Here is a 19,038-nt window from a genome sequence, read left to right as displayed (position 1 = left end):
CTAGAGGTCCTGCAGGATGCGCAGCGCTCTCGATACGTTGTGCATGGTGCTCGTATCGGCGACCGCCACCCGCTCCACGAACCACCGCTTCAGCGGCGAGGAGAGCCGGTCGGGCATGACGACGTACTCGTCGAGCTCGACCGCGAGCGGCGAGTCGCGCAGCTCCTCGGCGTCGGTCACCTCGGCCACGATGACGACGGGGACGTCGGTGCCGTTGAAGACGTCCGAGCTGATGATCAGGCCGAGCCGCTCACGGGCACCCTTGATGAGCCACACTTCACCGCGACGCACGGCGTCCACGGTATAGCTCGGCGTCGACGATAGCGATCTCCTCCTCGTCGGCGAGTGCGGACGCGTCGAGATCGATCTTGGCGCGGCGGACCGCCTCGGCGTGGGCCGAGAAGATCTCTCGCAGGGCCCGCTCCTGCGTGGCGCGGTCGATCCACGCGCTGAGCGACACCCCGTCGCGCTCGGCCCAGTGCCGGGCATCGGCGATGGTCTGATCGGAGAACGAGAGGGTCACCTTCGTCGTCATGCCATCGAGTGTACCGCCGGTATGACCATCGGTCATACCCAGCGCATGACCCAGTAGTGGCCGCCCAGCCCGCCCGGGTCCGTGAGCTCGGCCGCGGCCGAGGCGCGGGCCAGCGCGCGCACGTAGGCGGCCGGGTCGGTGCTCGCGAGCGCGAGGGGCGGCCGGGCGCCGTCCACGCCGAGCAGGCGCAGGGCCTCGCGCTGGGGCAGGACCGGCGCGCCCAGCGAGTCGAGCGCGACGTGCGCGGTCAGGTCCCGCTCGCCGTCCGCCACGGGCTCGACCTGGCGGCCGTCGCGGAAAGCGGCCAGCGTGCCGAAGGGCGGGCGCCCGGCCGCGAAGTGCCCGTAGTCGACGGCCAGGGCCAGGCCGCGCTCGACGGTGGCGACCGCGGCGGCCCAGGCCTCGTCGCGCGGCCGGCCGATCTCGGCCCGCGCGCCGGGCGGGGCGCCGTCCAGCGGCCACCAGCGGTCCAGCCACGCCCGGTCGGCGGGGGCGATGGGATCGTCGGCGGGGGTGAGGTCGGCGCGGAGGTACCGAATCCGGAAATCGGCGCCGAGCTCGACGATGTCCACGGGCACGTTGTCGAGCCACTCGGTGGCGATCAGCAGTCCGGCGGTCCTCTCGGGCGGCGTCGTGGTCCACCCGATCGGGGACGGCAGATCACCCGGTCGAGGGGCCCGCTCGACCCCCGTCGCGCGCACCCGCCGGCGCACGTCGTCCGGCAGTGCGGCCAGGACGGCGACCAGCAGCTCGCCCCGGCCGGCGCCGACGTCCACGAGGTCGAGGCGCGCCGGGCGATCGAGGGCCTCGTCGAGGCGGCCCAGCAGTGTGGCGACGGCCCCGGCGAACAGCGGCGAGGCGTGCACGCTGGTGCGGAAGTGATCCGCGGGGCGCTCGCGGCGGAAGAAGCCCTCCGGCCCGTAGAGGGCCGCGTCCATCGCCTCCCGCCACAGCATCACAGGAAGGCTCGGCCCTCGCCGCGGTACGTCGGGACGACGTCGACGATCCGGTCGCCCTGCACCAGGTGCACCTCGTTGACGTGTTCGCACAGTTCGCCGGCCTTGGAGTGGCGGAAGTACACCCGGTCGCCGACCCGCAGTCCGGCCGCGCCCGGGCCGACGAGCGGGGTCTGCACCTCGCCCGCGCCCTCGGTGCCGATCAGCTTGAGGCCCTCCGGCAGCCAGGGCAGCGGCTGGCGCGTCGGCGACGTCTCGCCGGAGGCGATCCAGCCGCCGCCGAGCGTGGTCACGGTGTCCGCGTTGGGGCGCCGCACGACCGACAGGGCGAAGAGCGCGGCGGGTTCCGGGCGCCAGTTGCTGTACCCGTCGAAGAGCCACGGCCCGAAGAGCCCGGATCCGGCGGCGACCTCGGTCACGGCCGGGTCGGCGGCCGTCGCGGCCACGCTGCCGGTCCCGCCGCCGTTGACGAACTCCAGGTCGGCGTGGCGGCGCACCTCGGCGACGACCGCGGCCCGGCGGGCGAGCAGCTCCGGCATCGAGCGCCGCTGGATGGCCCGGATCAGCACGCCGCGCACCGGGCGCCCGGGCGGGGCGTCGCCCAGGCCGGCGATCTGGGCCTCGTAGGACATCAGCCCCACCAGGCGGAACCCCGGCCGCGCGGCGATCGCGGCGGCCAGCTCGCCGGCCTGCCGCGGGCTGTGCACGGGGGAGCGGCGCACGCCGATGTGCACCTTGGACACCGGCCGCCAGGAGGCGTCGAGGTCGATGCAGACCCGCACGGGCGCGGCCCGCCGATCGGCCGGGACGAGCGCGTCGAGGAGGTCGAGCTGCTCGATGCCGTCGACCATCACGGTGATCGTGGCGGCCAGCTTCTCGTCCGTGGCCAGGCGGCGCAGGGCGGCGCGGTCGGCGGTGGGGTAGGCGACCAGGATGTCGTCCGCGGTGCCGTGCCCGGCTAGCCAGATGGCCTCCGGAAGGGTGAACGCCATGATGCCGCGCCAGCCCGGCTGGGCCAGGGCGCGCTCGATCAGCGCGCGGACGCGGACGGACTTGCTCGGCGCGCGCAGCGGCTTGCCCGCGGCCCGGCTGACCAGGCTTTTGCTGTTGCCGTCGAAGGCATCCAGGTCCACGATCGCGAACGGCGGGTCGAGATCGGCGGTAGCCCGGTCATAACGGGCACGAGCGTTGGACACGACGTCACGGTAACCGGTGCCCCAGGAAGATGAAAGAACCTCGCGTCCTTGGGCGCGCCTCCGGAATTGTCGGGGGTGGCCTGTAGCGTGAGGACCGGAGATTCTAGGGGGTGCCGCCATCGCCAGCAGCGATCTTTCCGGATTCGGGGAGCTGAGTGCCGTCCTGCGCATCCGGCCTTTCCGCCGGCTGTGGGCGGTGCTCGGCCTCTCGTCCCTCGGCGACTGGCTCGGCCTGCTCGCCGCCTCCACGTTCGCCGCCGCGCAGGTGTCCAACGAGGCCGCCCAGGGCGTCGCGTTCGGCTCGGTCATCGCCGTGCGCCTGCTGCCCGCGCTCATCCTCGGGCCGGTGGCGGGCGTCTTCGCCGACCGGTTCGACCGGCGGCTGACGATGGTCGTCTGCGACCTGCTGCGCTTCCTGTTCTTCGCCTCCATCCCGGCCGCGGCCCTCGTCACGCGCGACGCCGCCCTGGTCATCAGCTGGACCGCGATCGCCACCTTCGTGATCGAGACGGTCGCGATGATCTGGACGCCGGCCAAGGAGGCGTCGGTGCCCAACCTGCTGCCCCGGGCGCGGCTGGAGACCGCCAACCAGCTCACCCTCGCCACGACCTACGGCATCACACCGGTCGTCGCCGCGCTCGTGCTCATCGGGCTGCAGTCGCTGATCACCGCCATCTTCGGCCCCACCGCGCCGGCCGGCCTGCAGCCCAGCTCCGTCGCGCTCTGGTTCAACGCGCTGACGTTCCTGGCCACCGCGGGCACCGTGTTCTTCGGCATCCGCGAGATCAGCGGCCGGCGCACCGCGGGGGTCGAGCGCAAGCCTGGCATGATCCACGAGTTCACCCAGGGCTGGGCCTTCGTCAGCAAGACGCCGCTCGTGCGCGGCCTGGTGCTGGGCATCTTCGGCGCCTTCGCCGGCGGCGGCGTGGTGGTCGGCACCGCCAAGTTCTACGCGACCTCGCTGGGCGCCGGCACCAAGGCGTTCGCGCTGCTCTTCGCCGTGCTCTTCCTCGGCCTCGGGCTCGGCATCGCGGCCGGCCCCAAGCTCGTTGGGGCCCTGTCCCGGCGCCGCTGGTTCGGCCTGTCGATCATCCTGGCCGCCGGCTCCGTCCTCATCCTCGCCCTGGCCACCCACCTCACCATCGCGGTGGGCGGCGCGCTGCTGGTCGGCGTCGGCGCCGGCATGGCGTTCCTGTCCGGCACCACGCTGCTCGGCGGCGAGGTCGCCGACGACATGCGCGGCCGGGCCTTCGCCTTCGTGCAAATGGGCACCCGCGTGGTGCTCATGCTCACCATCTCGCTCTCCAGCGTCATCGTCGGCCTCGGCGGCACCCGCACGATCAACCTGGGCTTCTACGCCTTCGACGTCTCCAGCACCCGGCCGCTGCTCGCCATCGCCGGCGTCCTGGGCGTCTTCGCGGGCCTGTTCGCCCTGAAGCAGATGGACGACAAGAGGGGCGTGCCGATCCTCGCCGACCTGATCGGCTCGGTCCGCGGCCGCCCGCTCAGCCCCGCCGACCCGCGCGCCGCGAGCGGCGTGTTCATCGTGTTCGAGGGCGGCGAGGGCGCGGGCAAGTCGACACAGGTCGACCGGCTCGCCGACGGGCTGCGCGCGATCGGGCGCGAGGTCGTGGTCACCCACGAGCCGGGGGCCACGCCGATCGGGTCGAGCATCCGCAGCCTGGTGCTCGACCGGCCGGCCGAGGGCGGCGAGGCGCTGACGCCCCGGGCCGAGGCGCTGCTCTACGCGGCCGACCGGGCGCACCACGTGGCGTCCGTGGTCCGCCCGGCGCTGGGGCGCGGGGCGGTGGTCATCAGCGATCGGTACGTCGACTCCTCGCTGGCCTACCAGGGCGCCGGGCGCACGCTGCCGGTCGACGAGGTGTCGTGGCTGTCGAAGTGGGCGACGGGCGGGCTCAAGCCGGACCTCGTGGTGCTGCTCGACCTGGACCCGTCGGTCGGGCTGGCACGGGCGGGGAAGCGAGGGGAGGCGGACCGGCTGGAGAGCGAGTCGCTGGCCTTCCACGAGCGGGTGCGGTATGCGTTCCTCGACCTGGCCTCGGCCGACCCGAGCCGCTACCTCGTGCTCGACGCGACCAACGGGGTCGACGCGCTGGCGGAGGGCATCCTGCAACGGGTGCGGCACCTGATACCCGAGGCCGAGTCCTCCATCGAGACGGTGCTGCACGACGCGGCCGAGGTCGCCTCGGCCCTGACGGGCGATCCGGGCCCCACCGCCGACTCCTCCTCCTCCTCCTCCTCCTCCGGCTCCTCTGACGACCCGGACGCCCCCGGGCCGTCGGGCGGGGCCTCCGGCTTATCGTCCGGGCAGGGGTCGCGGGTATGACGCCGCCGATCTTTGACGAGCTGGTCGGGCAGCCGGATGCCGTGGCGACGCTTTCGCGGGCCGTCGAGGCGGCCGACGCGGTCGTGCGCGGGGAGGCGCCGGGCGCGGCCGGGCAGCAGGCGATGACCCATGCGTGGCTGTTCACCGGTCCGCCGGGGTCGGGGCGGTCGGTCGCCGCGCGCACGTTCGCGGCGGCGCTGCAGTGCCCCAACGGCGGGTGCGGCACGTGCCCGGCGTGCCATACCGCGCTGACCGGCACGCATGCGGACGTTCGGTTCGTGGTGCCGGAGGGCCTGTCGATCGCCGTCGGCGAGATGCGCGCGCTGGTGCTGCGGGCCGCGAGCTCGCCGACCCAGGGACGCTGGCAGGTGCTGCTGGTCGAGGACGCCGACCGCCTGACCGAGGCGGCCGGCAACGCGCTGCTGAAGGCGGTCGAGGAGCCGCCGCCGCGCACGGTCTTCCTGCTGTGCACGCCGAGCACGCACCCCGACGACATCTCGGTGACGATCCGGTCGCGCTGCCGGGTCGTACCGTTGCGGCAACCACCGGCCGAGGCCATCGCCGCGGTCCTGCACCGGCGCGACGGCATCGACGAGCAGACCGCCGCGTGGGCGGCCGCCGCGTCGCAGGGGCACGTCGGCCGGGCCCGGCGCCTGGCCCGCGATCCGCAGGCGCGCAGCCGGCGGGACGCGGTGCTCGCCGTGCCGCGCCGCCTCACCGGCATCGGCGCCGCCTTCGACGCCGCGAGCGCCCTGATCGAGGCGGCCGAGGCCGAGGCCGCCGCGACGGTCGCCGAGGTCGACGCGAAGGAGCGCTCGGCCCTGGAGACGGCCCTGGGCGCGGGCGGCACCGGCAAGGGCGCCGCGAGCGCGGTGCGGGGCTCGGCGGGCCAGCTGAAGGACCTCGAGCGCCGCCAGAAGTCCCGCGCGACCCGGGCCCAGCGCGACTCGCTGGACCGGGCCCTGGTCGACCTGGCCGGCTTCTACCGCGACGTGATCGCCAACGCCTTCGGCGCCGACGTGGCTCCCGTGCACGGCGACGTGGACGAGCTGGCGACGGCCGCGGCGGAGAAGTGGACGGGCGAGAGCACGCTGCGGCGGCTGGAGGCGGTGCTGGAGTGCCGCGTCGCCATCGAGGCGAACGTGAAGCCGCGGATCGCGGTCGAGGCCATGATGCTGGCCCTCTGGCGGGGCTGATCCCTTCGGTTTCGTCGCGTCGCGTCGCGTCGCGCTTGCACTGGCGCGCTTGCACCGGCCTCGTGTCGCGGTGCGCTTGCACCGGCCTCGCGTCGCGTCCCGGAACGCGTCCTTCAGTTTCCGGCTGGCCGCGTCGCGGCGCGCCCGCACCGGCCCTCGTCGCGTCCGTGGAGGACGCCCTGCATGACCCATCGACGACCGTTAGCGGTCCCGGCTTCGGTTACCCGCCGGTTGTGGATAGCGGGGCGGGGTTATCCACAGGGTTGGATTCGGTCTTCCGTGGGGGCGTCGGGGTGCCGTACGGTCGGGCGCGGGAGGTCGAATGGGGCGCGAGATCGACGAGACTTGGATCGAGGAGGCGGTCGAGCGCTACCGCCGCATCGAGGAGCTGCAGGCCCGGTTCGACAAGGCGGTGAAGACCGTCGAGGTGGCCGTGCGATCGGCCGACGGGCTGGTCGAGGTCCTGGTCACCGCCGACGGGACGATCCGCGACGTGCGCATCGAAGGCCCGCTGCACAACCGGTCGAGCGAGGCCGTGTCGCGCTCGGTCCGCGAGGCGGTGACCGCCGCCGCGGACGCCGCGGCCTGGGCGCGCGGGAAGCTGCGGGCCGAGACCTTCGGCGACTACCGCGAACTCCAATGACATCGACCATCGCCACCGCAGGAGCGTCCCGGGCGACGGTCGGCCGGGCGGGGGAAGAGATGCGACTCGAAGACCTTGCGCAGCGGCTCGAGGAGGCCGGCGACAGGCTGGCCCGGGCCAGCACCACCGTCAACATCATCGACCCCGGCGCGCGGGCGTTCGGGGCCGACTCCGACGGCGCGCTCGGGCAGACCGGGCGAGACCTGCACCGGCTGCTCGCGATCGCCCTGAACGATCGTGGGCGCGAGGCGGTCGAGCACGGCGCGCGGCTGGCCGAGACGGCGCACGCGCTGCGGCGGGCGGCCGCCGCCTATCGCGGTGCCGAGGAAGACGGCCGGGGGCGGCCATGACCGACGCGCGGGATCGGCTCGGCTGCGCGCTGCGGTTCGGCGCCGAAGTTGATCGTCGGGGGCGGGTATGACCGATGCGTTGGATCGGCTGGCCGGGCCGGGGGACGTTGCGGCGGATGGGGGCCGTGCCTGGCAAGGTGCTCGACTGTGCGCTGCGGTTCGGCGCCGGAGTAGATCGTCGGGGCGGGCATGACTGACGCGCTGGATCGGCTGGCCGGCCCGGGAGACGATCTGTTCCGGCGGGTCGAGGCTCTGCTTGACGCGGGAGGGGTTCCTGCTGGTAGCCGTGCCGAAGAGCTGCTGCTGCGGGTGGGGGCCATGCCCAGTGAGGTGCTCGAGTTTGCGCTGCGGCTCGACGTGGGCTCGATCCGCGCCGCCGTTCAGGAGTTGCGGGGGTTGGGGGATCACTTCCGTGTGCTGCCGGAGCGGCTCTCCGCCGATGTCCGGGGCAGCGGCTGGGAGGGCAGCGGGGCGGAGGCCTTCGGCGTCGCGTGGGCCGCGCTGGCCGAGTTCATCGGGGGCGACGAGGACAGCATCGTGGGGCGGGTCGATGCCACCGCCGCCTATCTCGACGGCGTCGCCGGTTGGGCCGGGGAGTTCCGGGGAGAGATGGCCGAGGCCGTTGCCCGCGTCCTGCAGTCCGCCGAGGCCGTCGTCGTCGTGACCGCGGCGCAGGAGCCCGAGGCCGTCGCGGCGGCGGGGCGGATCGCGGAGCGGGTGCTGCGGACGGCCGCCGATGCGCTCGATGCCGCCGATCGGCTGCGGAAGCGGTATGAGGGGCGGCTGGGCGCGCTCGAGTATCTGCCGCCGCAGGTGCCGCGGGGTGCCGCCTCCATCGCGGGAGTCACCAGGGTGGCGTTGTAGGCCCTGTCCCGCCGATCATGCCGGGCCTGCGCCGGGCCCGGATTCAGTCTGCGCGTGCCAGGCGTCCGCGGGAGACACACAGCGCGTCGGGTCCGGATTCGGTCGGCGCGTGCCAGGCGTCCGCGGGGCATACGCAGCGCGCCGTCCCGCGAGACACCGGCCTAAGCGCGCTCCAAGGCCAGGCGGGTGCTGAAGGCCAGCAGGAGGCCGCCCGTGGTCGCGTCCAAGGTGCGGCGCACGCGGCGGCTGGCGAAGACGCGGCGGGCCCGATCGAGCAGCGACACGATCAGCAGCAGGTAGACCAGCGAGATCAGGGCGTGGCTGAGGGCGTACGCCGGCAGTGCCAGCGGCGCCGAGGACGGGCCGAGGAACTGGGGCAGCACCGCCAAGTAGAAGACCAGCACCTTCGGGTTCGTGATGTTCGACAGGAAGCCCTGCCGCAGGCCCGGCCGCGCGTCCGGCGCGGGCGCGGTGGCCAGGTCGTACTCGCCGCGGTAGCAGGACCGGAACGACTCGAACGCCAGGTACAGCAGATACGCGATCCCCGCCCACTTCACGGCCTGGAAGAGGGGCTCCACGCGCACCACGACCGCGCCCAGGCCGGCCACCGCCAGCAGGCCCTGCACCACGTTCGACGCGGTCACGCCGACCGCGGCCCAGGCGCCCCGCGGCGCGCCGCCCGTCAGGGTGTTCTTCACGACGACGGTGAAGTCGGCGCCGGGGATGAGCACGAGCACGGTCGCGAACACCAGGAACTGCCAGTACGAGCTCATCGGATCTCGATCGGCTCGTCGATGAGGTGCACGTCCATCGGGCGGCCCGGCTCGAACCAGGGCGCCGAGGGCGCGGCCGACGGGCGGGCGTGCCAGTGGCGGCCGGTGCGCCGCACGCCGATCGGGTAGATGGTGAGCGAGCCGTCCGCCTTGAAGTGCAGGCGCAGGAAGCCCTTGTAGCCGGTGATGCCCTGCCCGGCGAACAGCTCGTTCACGTTCACGTCGAACTTGGCCGCGATGAGCAGGTACAACGCGAACAGCTCGCCGGCCGCGACGCCCGACAGCGGCAGGTACAGGACGATCGCGATGAGCAGGGGCAACGGCCAGGTCAGGTCCACGAAGGGCAGGCTGAGCCACGCCCAGGTGCCCAGCGTCGCCAGCCCCACGAAGGCCAGGCCGTGCAGGAGGCCGAGCAGCCAGTGCCGGGGCCTTCGCTGGCCGGCCGAGCGCGGCATGGCCAGCAGGCAGGTGCCGAGGATGTCGATGACCACCATGAGCACGGCCGGCACGGTGACCAGCCGCTGCTCCACGCCGGAGATCACGCGGTCGGCGGCGTTGACGAACGCGAGCATGGTGAGCGTCTGCAGCATCCCCAGCAGGCCCAGGAACATCGGGTTGCGCCACGGCACGCGCCAGAAGACGCCGAACGCCAGGCCGCGCGACTGCGCCTTGGTGGGGAACGTGCGCCGCAGCTCGTACGTCTTCGAGGGCGACGCGTTGCGGACCAGCGTGCGCACCGGCGGGACGGAGATCTGCTCCGGCAGCTCGTGGGTCGGGTAGAGGTACGCGCCGCCGCCGCCCGAGGTGATGAGCTCCCGGTCCGGGCGGGAGTAGCGCGCGTAGTGGTGCAGGTCGTCGGAGATCATCGCGCGCACGTCGGCCCCGGTGGGCGCGATGATCGTGCGGACGAAGTAGTCGAGGCTGTCGTAGGCCTTGCGGTCGTCGGTCGACTCCACCCAGCTCGGCGAGGGCGGGCAGATGATGACCTTGTCGCCGGGGCCGAGGCGGGCGGCCACCGAGCGGAAGTACCGCAGCTGCGGGTCGTCGATGTAGGCGCCGCCCTGCACGTCCAGCCCGAGCAGCCACCACCGGTTCGGCAGCTGGATGGCGAAGTAGGAGCGCGACTGCCGGGTCCGCCAGCCGCCGACCGAGCCCTCGTCGCCGCGCACGAAGAGCCGGAGAAAGGCGGTCAGGCCGTCGTACCAGTCGTGGTTGCCCGGCACCGCGTACATCCGCGGCCGGGGCCCCTCCTCGGGCGGCTCCGGCATCGCCGCGCGGAACGGGCCCTTGAAGCGGTCCTCGTACTGCTGCCCGCTGGCCGTCGGATAGACCTGATCCCCGCCGAGCACCAGCACCTCGCCCCGCGGCAGCTCGTGCCCGTCCACGGTCAGGCTCGGCTGGGCCAGCAGGTACGCCACCGAGTAGGTCGCGTTGAACCCGTCCCCGGTGTCGGCCGCGAAGTCCACCCACAGCTCGCGGGTGTCGGGCCACTCGCCCTCGTCGGTGACCTCGCCGGCGAAGTCCGCCCCCTCGCGCAGGATGCGTGCGGACAGCGCGTCCTGCAGCTCGCGCTTGTCGAGGTACGCCCCGAAGAGGTCGGCCAGCAGCACCCGCACCGCCGTCCCGCTGAGCAGCACCGGGCTCAGCCACGGCACCGCCCGGCGCGGCGTGAACCCCATCTGGTCCGGGTCGAGCGCGGTCGGCCGGCCGCCGGGGGCGATGGGCTGCGCCTCGTCGTCCTCCTGGGGGATCGGCAGCAGGGGCTCGCCCGGGTCGGCGGACAGTTCGCCCGGCGCGGGCGGCATATCGTCGGGCATCACGCGCGGGACGTTACTCGGGCGCGCGCCGACGGGGAATCCCCTCGCGCACGCCCCCGAGGCGTGCCGTACACTTGGGAACCGTTGCCGCCTTAGCTCAGTCGGCAGAGCGATTCACTCGTAATGAATAGGTCGACGGTTCGATTCCGTCAGGCGGCTCCGACAAGGGCCCGGGACCCAGGTCCCGGGCCCTTTGCCATGGTCTCTCCAACCCCGCTCGAAGCAGGCCGAGATCGAGCCCGCGAAGTCCGGGTGCCCGGCATCGGCCGGCATCCGCGTCAGCGACAGGATGCGCAGCCCGGCCGCCAGCTCGATCGACAGCACCACCCCGGACTTCAGGGTGGCCGAGGGTGGGCCACGCCTGGGTGCCGTCGGCACGCCGGTCGCCGACCACGGACAGGTGCCCGTGCTCGCGGTGCCGGTCGCGCTTCGGGTCGAGGGGCAGGTACGGCCGCCACGTCCACGCTCGTCGGGTCGTGCTCGGCGTCGCCCTTCAGGCCCCAGGAGTCCGGGTCGGTCGCGGGCGGGGCGGCCCGCAGCGCCGCCCGCTGGAGCTGCTCGAACAGGGCGAGGATGGACTTCGCAGCGCGCCAGGCCATGGGATCGGCCCTCCTCGTGCCGGGTGGTCTCGTGCTGCGGATGCGCGGGCCGGGGCGTTTGATGCGGTCGCGTCTTTTACAGTCAGGTTCGCCTCGGCCCGGCCGATCAGGACGGGGTGGAGTCGGGACGCCGGGATGCGTGAGGCCGTGGCCGCGGCGCTGAGCCGGGGTGCGCGCGAGGGCCGCAGCACTGCGGTGCTGCTCGTCGGCCCCGAGCGGCCCGGCGGGGCCGCGCTCGACGACTTCGACGAGCTCATGCGCCGCAGCGTGCTGCGCGACGATCCGGTCGGCCGCGTCGGCGAGGAGCTCGCGGCCGTGCTGCACATCCGCAGCGTCGACAACGCCGAGGCCGTCGCGCGGCGCATCGCCGTGGCCGGGCCCGCGCGCATCGGCATCGCGGTGGCCGCGCCCGGCGAGTACGGCGCCGACGACCTGCTGCGCCGGGCCGCCCTCGCGCTGCAGGAGGCGCGCAGCCGCCCGGACGGCGCGCCGTGGGCCTGCTACGAGCCCGCCTCCGTCGTGGCCGGCCCGCTCGCCGGACAGTTGCGCGAGGCGGTGGGGAAGGGCGAGCTGCGGCTGCTGTACCAGCCGATCGTGGCCCTGCCCGACGGAGACCTCGCCGGCGTGGAGGCGCTCGTGCGCTGGGCCCACCCCGAGCGCGGCACGCTGGAGCCCGACGCGTTCGTCCCGCTCGCCGAGCGCATCGGCGTCATCGGCGACCTGGGCCGCTGGGTGCTGGAGGAGGCCTCGACCCGGGCCGCGCTCTGGCAGCGGCGGCTGCCGGCGCTGCAGCTCAACGTGAACGTCTCGCCGCGGCAGCTGGACGACGACGGCTTCGCCGCGCAGGTGCTGGCCATCCTGGAGCGGACCGGGTTCTTCCCCGGCAACCTGGTGCTCGAGGTGACCGAGGGCGCGGTGATCGGCGAGCGGGCCTCGCTCGCGCAGCTCGCGGTGCTCTCCAACGCCGGCATCCGCATCGCGCTCGACGACTTCGGCACCGGGTACTCGTCCCTGCGGTACCTGGCCCGCCTCCCCGTCGACGTGCTCAAGCTCGACCGCGGCTTCGTCGCCGAACTCGACGGCACCTCCCGCGGCGGCGCGGTCGCCCAGGCGGTGCTGCGCCTCGGCCAGATCCTGCACCTGGACACGGTCGCCGAGGGCGTGGAGAGCGAGGCCCAGGCCCGCGAGCTCACGCTGCTGGGCTGTCACAAGGCCCAGGGCTTCCACTTCGCTCGCCCACTCACCGCCTCCGAGCTGCAGCGATGGCTGCCCGCAGGCGACCTGTCACGCTACGAGTCCGAGGTCTGGGGCCCGGAGGTGTGATACTGCACGGGCCATGGGTGCCCATCTCCGCCTCCGCCTCGGCGTCTCGCTCGTCGTGGCCGTCTCGGCCGCGATCGCCGCGACCGCGCTGGCCCCCCTCCCCGCCGCGATCCTGCTGATCGCGGCCGCCTCCACCGCCGGAGCGCTGCTGGGCTGGCCCGGGGCGGTGTTCGGACTCGCCCTGCTGGTCTTCGCCGACGGGGTCGCGGCCAAGGTCGCGGTCGGGCTCGCCGGGGCGCTGCCGTGGGTCGCGATGCACGCGTGGCGGCGCTGGTCGGCCCGCGACCGGCGGCGGCGCGCCGAGGCGGCCGCGGCCGAGCGGGCGCGATTACAGGCCGAGATGCACGCCTCGCTGGCCGAGACCCTCGAACTGGCCGCGATCCGCGAGCCCCGCGCCGACCCCACCGACGCCGCGCTGCCGGATCTGGTCGCCGCGATCACCCACGAGTGGTCGCAGCGCTCCGGCGTCGGGGTCATCCTGCACAGTGCCGGCCTGGACGAGACCGGCGCCGCGGCGCCCGAGGCCGGCATCGAGCTGTGCTGGATCCTCCGCGAGGCGCTGGCCAACGTCGCCGCCCACGCCCGGGCCGAGACGGTGGCCGTGACGCTGGAGCGCGACGGCGACGGCATCACGCTGGAGATCCGCGACGACGGCGCCGGCTTCACCCCGCCGGCCGCCACCGGTCGCGGGATAGCCGGCATGCGCGAGCGGGCCCGCGTCTGCGGCGGGCAGCTGACGGTCTGGTCGCGCCCGGGCGGCGGCACCAGGATCACCGCAACCGTCCCGGCCGCCATGGCCGTCGGGGCGGCCCTGCCCTCGTGGCGCGTCCGGCTGGGCGCGGCGATGGCGGCGGCGGTCGTACCGCTCGCCGTCGTCGCCCTCCTGACCGCACCCGGCGGCCTCACCTCGCCGCTGGCCGCCGACGACGGTCAGCTGCCCTTCGACCCGAACGCCACCCGCGGCCCGGCCACCGCCCAGGCCGGCCGCGGCGGGTCGCCCGGGCGCTCCGGCGCGACCGGGAGCCCGGCCGCCACCCCGTCCCGCGGCTCCTCGGGCCGCCCGTCCGGCGCGGCGGGGACCAGCGGCCCGGCCGCGCCGCCGCCGACGACCGGCCCGACCGTGGTCGAGCAGCGCACCTGCCGGGTCGCCTACGTCAAGCGCAGCGAGTGGAGCCCCGGCTTCGTCGCCGACGTGACCCTGACCAACCTCACCGGGGCCCCGATGCAGGGCTGGTCGCTGCGCTTCGACTACACCGCCGGGCAGAAGGTCACCAGCTACTGGAACGCGATCGCCGCGCAGAGCGGCACCGGGGTCGTGGTGCGCCCGACGGGCGACCAGCCGACCCTGGCCGCGGGGGGCTCGCTGACCTTCGGCGTCCAGGGCGTCTGGCAGGGCACCAACCCGAGTCCGTCCGCGTTCACGCTCAACGGGAGCCCGTGCGGCTGAGCCAATGGACGATCGCCTCCGTGCGGTTGCTCACCTGCAGCTTCAGGTAGATCTGGCTGACCCGGTTGCGGACGGTCTTCTCGGCCAGGGCCAGCCGGTGCGCGATGGCCGCGTTGGGCTCGCCGGCCGCGAGCAGCTCCATGATGTCGAGCTCCCGCCGGGTGAGCGGCTGGCGGAACGGCCCCGGCCCGAGCTCGGTCGGCCGGCTCTGCACATGGTCGACGACGACCGACAGCGGGATCGGGGACAGTCGGCTGTGTCCGGCGGCGGTCGCGTGCACCGCGTCGAGCAGGTCGGCCCGGGTGTACTGCCCCTCGACCAGCAGGCTCCGCGCGCCCGAGCGCAGGGCGGTGAGCACGTCGCCGGGGACGATCGCGTGCGTGACGATGAGGACCGGCGGCCGCGGGCCGGGCAGCGTCGCCAGCGCCGCCAGCTCGCGCACCGGCGCGAGCGTGTGCAGCACGATGACGTCCACCGCGGGGGCGTCGCCGCCGAGCACGTCGATGAGCGGGCGCACCTCGACGCTGTCCGCCGCCGGGCGGATGAGCTCGGCGAGCGCGTGCCCGGCCCCGCTGACCACCAGCACCTTCGTCACGGGCGCCACCCCACCACGGCCCCGCCGGGCTGGCAACGAGTTCCGAAACTTTTCAGACCATGACTCGGGTCCGCCGTGGCGCGGACCGTTGCTCCCGTCAGCGCCTGGTCTGGGTCGGTCTCCGCGAAGCCTCACCGAGCCGGACTGGGCGAACCGCTCGGCGCTGCGCGCCGACGCTGCCAGGTCCGCCGCTGGTCACCGTAGGCCTTCTATCAGTCCCTCCGTGCTCGGGACGGCCCCGCCCGTGGCCCGGGACATCGATGCCGTTGGCAGCCGGTCAACGAGTCCAACGACTACAGCCGCGGCACCGCGACGTCCTATGTGGACGCGGCGACGGTTCCGGGCTACGTCGGCGGCTCGCTCGCCTGGGGAGTGCAGCCAGCCCTCCTAGCCGTGCCGCTCCTCGTACGCCTGGCGTGATCCGCACACCGACGCCCGGCTGCAGGAGCAGCGGGAGCCGTCGGCGTCCATGCGGACGACGACCGAGTCCCGCGGCACGCTGTGCCCGACCACGCGGCCCTCGCCGTCCGGGGTGCTCACCCGCGCCCCGACGGCGGGGGCCGTCGCCTGGAACGAGACGTACAGGGGATGTTCGTATTTCAGGCAGCACATGAGCCGCCCGCAGGCGCCCGAGATGCGCAGCGGGTTGAGCGGCAGGTCCTGGTCCTTGGCCATGCGGATGGTCACGGGCTCGAAGTCGTTGAGGAACGTGGCGCAGCACAGGTCGCGCCCGCACGAGCCGATGCCGCCCTGCACGCGGGCCGAGTCGCGCGCCGAGAGCTGCCGCAGCTCCACGCGGCAGTGCAGGGTCGCGCCCAGATCCCGCACCAGGGAACGGAAATCCACCCGATGGGGTGCGGTGAAGTAGATGGTCGTCCGCGCGCCCTGCCCGCCCGCGGAGTCCAGCACGTGGTCTACTGCCACGACCTTCATCGGCAGCTCGTGGTCGCGGATCAGGCGCTTCGCCGCGACCTTGGCCTCGGCCTTGCGCTTGCGCAGCAGCTCGTCGCGGCGCAGGTCGTCGTCGCCCGCCAGGCCGAGGAGGCGCGGGAAGCCCTCGGTCTCCTCGGTGACCCACTGGGCGGCCCAGACGCATTCGGCCACCTCGGGCCCGTCGTCGGTCGGGATCAGCACGCGGTCACCCACCTCGGGGCGCAGCTCGCCGGGGTCGAAGTAGAACAGCCGGCCGTAGCGATTGAAGCTCACCGCGCACAGCATGCCCATGGCGATCACAGTAACGCGGGTCACGCCGGGCGCCTACGGCCCGCAGTCAGATGACGGGAAAAGTGGGGAAAAGTCCGACTCGACACTTTTGAGCGACCCCGTACCTATCTCATAGCTTTCGTCGTTACTAGTGCGGATGAGACCCCAAAGAGTGGCGTAACTCCGGCTGGGAAGGCCTCGTTGGGCGCAGCAGTGGCACGCCCTGACGGGGCTTGCTCCCGTACTCCCCGGTCTCGGAGGACCTCATCGCTATGACGGCACCTGTAGCTTCCGCGCGCCCAAAAACAGCCCGACTGATCGTCGCCCTCGCCGCCGCTGGGGTCCTCGGAGCAGTGAGCCCGGTCGCGTTAGCGGCTCCCGCCTCGGCGGGCGCGCCGGAGAGCTCCGGCTGCCCCGAGGGCTTCGGCGCCACGGCCGCCGCCAACACGCTCGCGATCGGCGGGCTGGACCTGCGCGGCATCGGGCTCAACACGCCGCCGCTGCCGGAGCTGCGGACCGCCACCGCGCACTCCGGGTTCGCGGGCGGCCCGGCCCGGGCCGCGGCCGACGCGCGCTACATCCAGAGCAGCGGCGTGCTCCCGCCCGGCCTGATCGGCCCCAGCGCCTACCAGCAGGCGCCCCCGCCGCACGAGCAGGCGGCGACGGTACCCGTCCAGGGCGTCAACCTCGGCGTGCTCCAGGCCGGCACCGGCGGCCTGCGCGCCCACGCCACGTGGCAGGACGCGGCCCAGTGCACTGCGGCGGCCGGCCCCAAAGCCACCGCCGACGCCCGCCTGGCCGGCCTGGCGGTGCTGCCCGGCCGCGGCGGCCGTGCCCTGCTGCGCTTCGGCGCGATCCAGAGCTCGACCGCGACCGGGGTCGACAAGCTCGACGGCAAGACGGCCGCGAAGGCGACGGCCACGGGCGGCATCGCCGACTTCACGCTCCTGGCCGGCGGCCCGTCAGCGATCGGCGTGCGGGTCGTCAGCCCGCCGAGCCTGACGGTCACGGCCGGGGCCAAGAAGACCGTCGACTACAAGGCGCCCGTGCTCGAGGTCCGCGTGCCGGGCCGCGACGTGCTGAAGGTCGACTCGGCCGGCTCCCACATCGACGTGGTCGTCCCCGTCGACGGCAACTCCCGCACCGAGGCCGAGGACCTGGGCCGCGCCGAGAACCTCCCGGTCGCCGGCCTGCCGCTGCTGGACCTGCTCGGCGGCGCGACGAGCGCCCTGTCCGGCACCATCGCCGGCGCCACCGCGATCCCGGAGTCGCTGCTCGCGGGCCTGCTGCCCGGCCTGCCGATCGTCGGCGGCGGTCAGTCCACGGTCCGCGACACCGAGGGCCGCTCGGCCCGCCCGGCCCGCGCCGTCGTGCTGCGCGTCGAGCTCGGCTCGGTGGAGAAGCAGACGAGCGCGTCCGGCCTCTACGCGAAGGCGTACTCGGTCCGCGTGAAGCTGATCGTGCGCACGAAGTGGAAGTCGGGCGGCTACGGCGACCAGACCGACCAGACCACCATCCTGGACCTGGGCGTCTGCCAGCTGGAGGCGGCCGCGGCGTCGCCGTCGTCCGGCGGCTACGGCCAGGGCGGCGGCTCGAACGGCGGCGGCTACGGCGGCGTGAGCGGCGGCTCGGGCGGCGGCGACAGCCTGCCGGTGACCGGTTCGCGCGCCGCGTTCGTCCTCGGTGCGGGCCTGCTCCTGGTCGTCGCGGGCCGGATGTTCGTAGTGCTCTCCCGCCGGCGCTCGGCGGCCTGAGGCCCCTCAAGACCCCTCGCAACCCCTTCGCCGCCCGTGCAGCCTCACACCGAGGCTGCCCGGGCGGCGTCTTTTGTGCCCCAGAACAAAAAAGCCGCCCGAGTGGGCGGCAGCTGAGCCGGGGCGGCGCGGGACCAACGGTGGATCGGGCGGCGACGGCGACGGCGACGGGTTGGGCGGGCGGCGGCGGTTGAGCGGGCTGTGCGGGGCTGCTCGTTGAGCGGGGCGGCGCGGGATCAGCGGTGGATCGGGCGGCGGCGACGGGTTGAGCGAGCGGCGGCGGCGGTTGGGCGGGCGGCGGCGGTTGGGCGGGCGGGCGGTGGTGGTTGGCGGGCGGCACGGGACTAGCGGCGGATCGGGCGGCGGCGACCGCGGCGGGTTGAGCGGGCGGTGCCGGGGCTGGTGGTGGGTCGGGCGGCGGCGGTTCAGCGGGCTGTGCGGGGCTGGTCGTTGGGCGGGCGGTGCGGGGGCTAGTGGTGGATCGGGCGGCGGCGGAGGACGGCGGCGAACTCCAGGGCCGCGGACGCCACCCGCTGGGCGCCGATGATGGCGTGATCCCAGCTGCCGTTCATGCCGGACGCGAACTCGATCTGCACGTCGCCGTCGTCGATTAGCAGTATCGGGTCGCCCTCGTCCTCGGTGATGACCGCGGTGATCGCGCGCAGGTCCAGGGACACGATCGGGCTCAGCTCTTCCTCGTCGTCCTGCATCGCGAGGCCTCCATCGGCTGCTCGGGGGGTGCGGCGACCGCGCGGCTCGCAGCAGTTTGGACGGCCGCCGCACCCCGGTCCGGGTGGCGCGAGGCCTGACCGCCCAGCCCGGCCTCGCGCTACGGTGATAGTAGCACCAAGTGTCCGTGGGGCCATAAGGCCAGGTAGTTACCTGCCGATTTCGCTTCGTATGGTCGCCAGCATGATCTCCCGGAGTTCCGGCCTGTCGTTGTATCGGCAGGTCGCGGACGTGATTCGGCAACAGATCATCAGCGGTGAACTGCCGCCGGGAAGTCTGCTGCCCTCGGAGAAGTATCTCGCCGAGGAGCATGATGTCGGTCGCGACACCATCCGAGACGCGATGGCGCACCTGCGCAGCGAGGGTCTCGTCGAGAGCAAGCGCGGCTACCGCAGCCGGGTTCGCGCCATCCAGCCGCGCGAGCGCATCTGGCTGCACTCGGGCGAGGTCGTGACCGCCCGCATGCCCACGCCGGCGGAGAAGAAAGAGCACAGCATGCAGGAAGGCGTGCCCGTGCTCGTCGTCGGCGACAAGGCCTACCCCGCGGACCGCTACGAGTTCGGCCCCGCCGAATAACGGCGCGCACGGACTGGCATCCGGCTCACCGCGACCAACCGAAGACCCGGCGCGCGCACGGACTGGCATCCGGCTCACCCGTGGCAACCACAGACCCGGCAGCGTCGGTGAAGGCCCGCCGAATAGCGGCGCGCA

General features: G+C 74.0%; 18 protein-coding genes, 1 tRNA gene and 1 pseudogene. 11 read left to right on the top strand and 9 right to left on the bottom strand.

All coding sequences use genetic code 11. The annotated features are described in order from the left end of the window. Genes ABT369_RS15135 through ABT369_RS15120 form a run of 4 tightly spaced genes read right to left on the bottom strand, consistent with a single transcriptional unit; the run spans nucleotide 1 to nucleotide 2,687 of the window. Nucleotides 1–300, bottom strand: a complete 300-nt coding sequence (locus ABT369_RS15135; protein ID WP_497979168.1) for a type II toxin-antitoxin system PemK/MazF family toxin — start codon at nucleotides 298–300, stop codon at nucleotides 1–3. Further along, nucleotides 278–535: a DUF6364 family protein gene (locus tag ABT369_RS15130; protein WP_350612335.1), complete on the bottom strand. Its 258-nt coding sequence runs from the start codon at nucleotides 533–535 to the stop codon at nucleotides 278–280. The genes ABT369_RS15135 and ABT369_RS15130 overlap by 23 nt, the downstream gene beginning before the upstream one ends. A gap of 32 nt (nucleotides 536–567) precedes the next feature. Continuing rightward, entirely contained in the window at nucleotides 568–1,491 is a 924-nt protein-coding gene (locus ABT369_RS15125) for an SAM-dependent methyltransferase (RefSeq protein WP_350612334.1), read from the bottom strand. After that, the gene (locus ABT369_RS15120; RefSeq protein WP_350612333.1) at nucleotides 1,491–2,687 is read right to left on the bottom strand and encodes an amino acid deaminase/aldolase; all 1,197 of its coding nucleotides are present in this window, start codon (nucleotides 2,685–2,687) and stop codon (nucleotides 1,491–1,493) included. The genes ABT369_RS15125 and ABT369_RS15120 overlap by 1 nt, the downstream gene beginning before the upstream one ends. Before the next feature lie 196 nt (nucleotides 2,688–2,883). Between ABT369_RS15120 and tmk the strand changes: the two genes are divergently transcribed. The 5 genes from tmk to ABT369_RS15095 all read left to right on the top strand — a co-directional run bounded on the left by tmk (nucleotide 2,884) and on the right by ABT369_RS15095 (nucleotide 8,087). Beyond that, complete coding sequence (tmk, locus tag ABT369_RS15115; RefSeq protein ID WP_350612332.1) at nucleotides 2,884–5,034, top strand: dTMP kinase; 2,151 nt, start codon at nucleotides 2,884–2,886, stop codon at nucleotides 5,032–5,034. Continuing rightward, complete coding sequence (locus ABT369_RS15110) at nucleotides 5,031–6,230, top strand: DNA polymerase III subunit delta' (protein WP_350612331.1); 1,200 nt, start codon at nucleotides 5,031–5,033, stop codon at nucleotides 6,228–6,230. The genes tmk and ABT369_RS15110 overlap by 4 nt, the downstream gene beginning before the upstream one ends. A 322-nt stretch (nucleotides 6,231–6,552) precedes the next feature. After that, nucleotides 6,553–6,873, top strand: a complete 321-nt coding sequence (locus ABT369_RS15105) for a YbaB/EbfC family nucleoid-associated protein (RefSeq protein ID WP_350612330.1) — start codon at nucleotides 6,553–6,555, stop codon at nucleotides 6,871–6,873. Further along, entirely contained in the window at nucleotides 6,870–7,223 is a 354-nt protein-coding gene (locus ABT369_RS15100) for a hypothetical protein (protein WP_350612329.1), read from the top strand. The genes ABT369_RS15105 and ABT369_RS15100 overlap by 4 nt, the downstream gene beginning before the upstream one ends. Nucleotides 7,224–7,412: 189 nt before the next feature. After that, a complete protein-coding gene (locus tag ABT369_RS15095) occupies nucleotides 7,413–8,087 on the top strand; it encodes a hypothetical protein (RefSeq protein WP_350612328.1) in 675 nt (224 codons plus the stop codon). 161 nt (nucleotides 8,088–8,248) lie between these two features. Here ABT369_RS15095 and ABT369_RS15090 read toward each other — a convergent pair whose 3' ends face one another. Further along, nucleotides 8,249–8,860, bottom strand: a complete 612-nt coding sequence (locus ABT369_RS15090; RefSeq protein ID WP_350612327.1) for a LysE family translocator — start codon at nucleotides 8,858–8,860, stop codon at nucleotides 8,249–8,251. Beyond that, nucleotides 8,857–10,677, bottom strand: coding sequence for a metallophosphoesterase family protein (locus ABT369_RS15085; RefSeq protein WP_502891761.1), 1,821 nt, complete (start codon nucleotides 10,675–10,677; stop codon nucleotides 8,857–8,859). Before ABT369_RS15085 ends, ABT369_RS15090 begins: the two co-directional genes overlap by 4 nt. Before the next feature lie 86 nt (nucleotides 10,678–10,763). Between ABT369_RS15085 and ABT369_RS15080 the strand changes: the two genes are divergently transcribed. The 3 genes from ABT369_RS15080 (at nucleotide 10,764) to ABT369_RS15070 (ending at nucleotide 14,046) form a co-directional block, all read left to right on the top strand. Next, nucleotides 10,764–10,836: transfer RNA gene (locus tag ABT369_RS15080), tRNA-Thr, on the top strand. Between the two features lie 575 nt (nucleotides 10,837–11,411). Then, nucleotides 11,412–12,599: a putative bifunctional diguanylate cyclase/phosphodiesterase gene (locus tag ABT369_RS15075; RefSeq protein ID WP_350612326.1), complete on the top strand. Its 1,188-nt coding sequence runs from the start codon at nucleotides 11,412–11,414 to the stop codon at nucleotides 12,597–12,599. A gap of 13 nt (nucleotides 12,600–12,612) precedes the next feature. Continuing rightward, nucleotides 12,613–14,046: a cellulose binding domain-containing protein gene (locus ABT369_RS15070; protein WP_350612325.1), complete on the top strand. Its 1,434-nt coding sequence runs from the start codon at nucleotides 12,613–12,615 to the stop codon at nucleotides 14,044–14,046. On the opposite strand, the gene ABT369_RS15065 is transcribed toward ABT369_RS15070, so the two are convergent. Beyond that, on the bottom strand, nucleotides 14,024–14,641 hold the full coding sequence (locus ABT369_RS15065) for a LuxR C-terminal-related transcriptional regulator (protein WP_350612324.1): 618 nt from the start codon (nucleotides 14,639–14,641) through the stop codon (nucleotides 14,024–14,026). The two genes, ABT369_RS15070 and ABT369_RS15065, sit on opposite strands and share 23 nt — an antisense overlap. A gap of 276 nt (nucleotides 14,642–14,917) precedes the next feature. Here ABT369_RS15065 and ABT369_RS57965 point away from each other — a divergent pair. After that, nucleotides 14,918–15,061, top strand: a pseudogene (locus ABT369_RS57965) (cellulose binding domain-containing protein); the annotation flags it as partial. On the opposite strand, the gene ABT369_RS15060 reads toward ABT369_RS57965, so the two are convergent. Then, nucleotides 15,029–15,865: a PSP1 domain-containing protein gene (locus tag ABT369_RS15060; RefSeq protein ID WP_350612456.1), complete on the bottom strand. Its 837-nt coding sequence runs from the start codon at nucleotides 15,863–15,865 to the stop codon at nucleotides 15,029–15,031. The pseudogene ABT369_RS57965 and the gene ABT369_RS15060 sit on opposite strands and share 33 nt — an antisense overlap. A gap of 332 nt (nucleotides 15,866–16,197) precedes the next feature. Here ABT369_RS15060 and ABT369_RS15055 point away from each other — a divergent pair, with 332 nt between their 5' ends. After that, nucleotides 16,198–17,598, top strand: coding sequence for a hypothetical protein (locus ABT369_RS15055; RefSeq protein WP_350612323.1), 1,401 nt, complete (start codon nucleotides 16,198–16,200; stop codon nucleotides 17,596–17,598). A 470-nt stretch (nucleotides 17,599–18,068) separates the two neighbouring features. Here ABT369_RS15055 and ABT369_RS15050 read toward each other — a convergent pair whose 3' ends face one another. Further along, the gene (locus tag ABT369_RS15050; RefSeq protein WP_350612322.1) at nucleotides 18,069–18,308 is read right to left on the bottom strand and encodes a hypothetical protein; all 240 of its coding nucleotides are present in this window, start codon (nucleotides 18,306–18,308) and stop codon (nucleotides 18,069–18,071) included. A 202-nt stretch (nucleotides 18,309–18,510) separates the two neighbouring features. Between ABT369_RS15050 and ABT369_RS15045 the strand changes: the two genes are divergently transcribed. After that, nucleotides 18,511–18,903 carry a winged helix-turn-helix domain-containing protein gene (locus ABT369_RS15045; RefSeq protein WP_350612321.1) on the top strand — a complete coding sequence of 131 codons (393 nt, stop codon included), beginning with the start codon at nucleotides 18,511–18,513 and terminating at the stop codon, nucleotides 18,901–18,903. Nucleotides 18,904–19,038: the final 135 nt, after the last annotated feature.

This window comes from Dactylosporangium sp. NPDC000244, assembly GCF_040300725.1.
Lineage (GTDB): Bacteria > Actinomycetota > Actinomycetes > Mycobacteriales > Micromonosporaceae > Dactylosporangium.
Note: the sequence above shows the minus strand (reverse complement) of the source record. Positions and strands in the feature narration are given on the sequence as shown.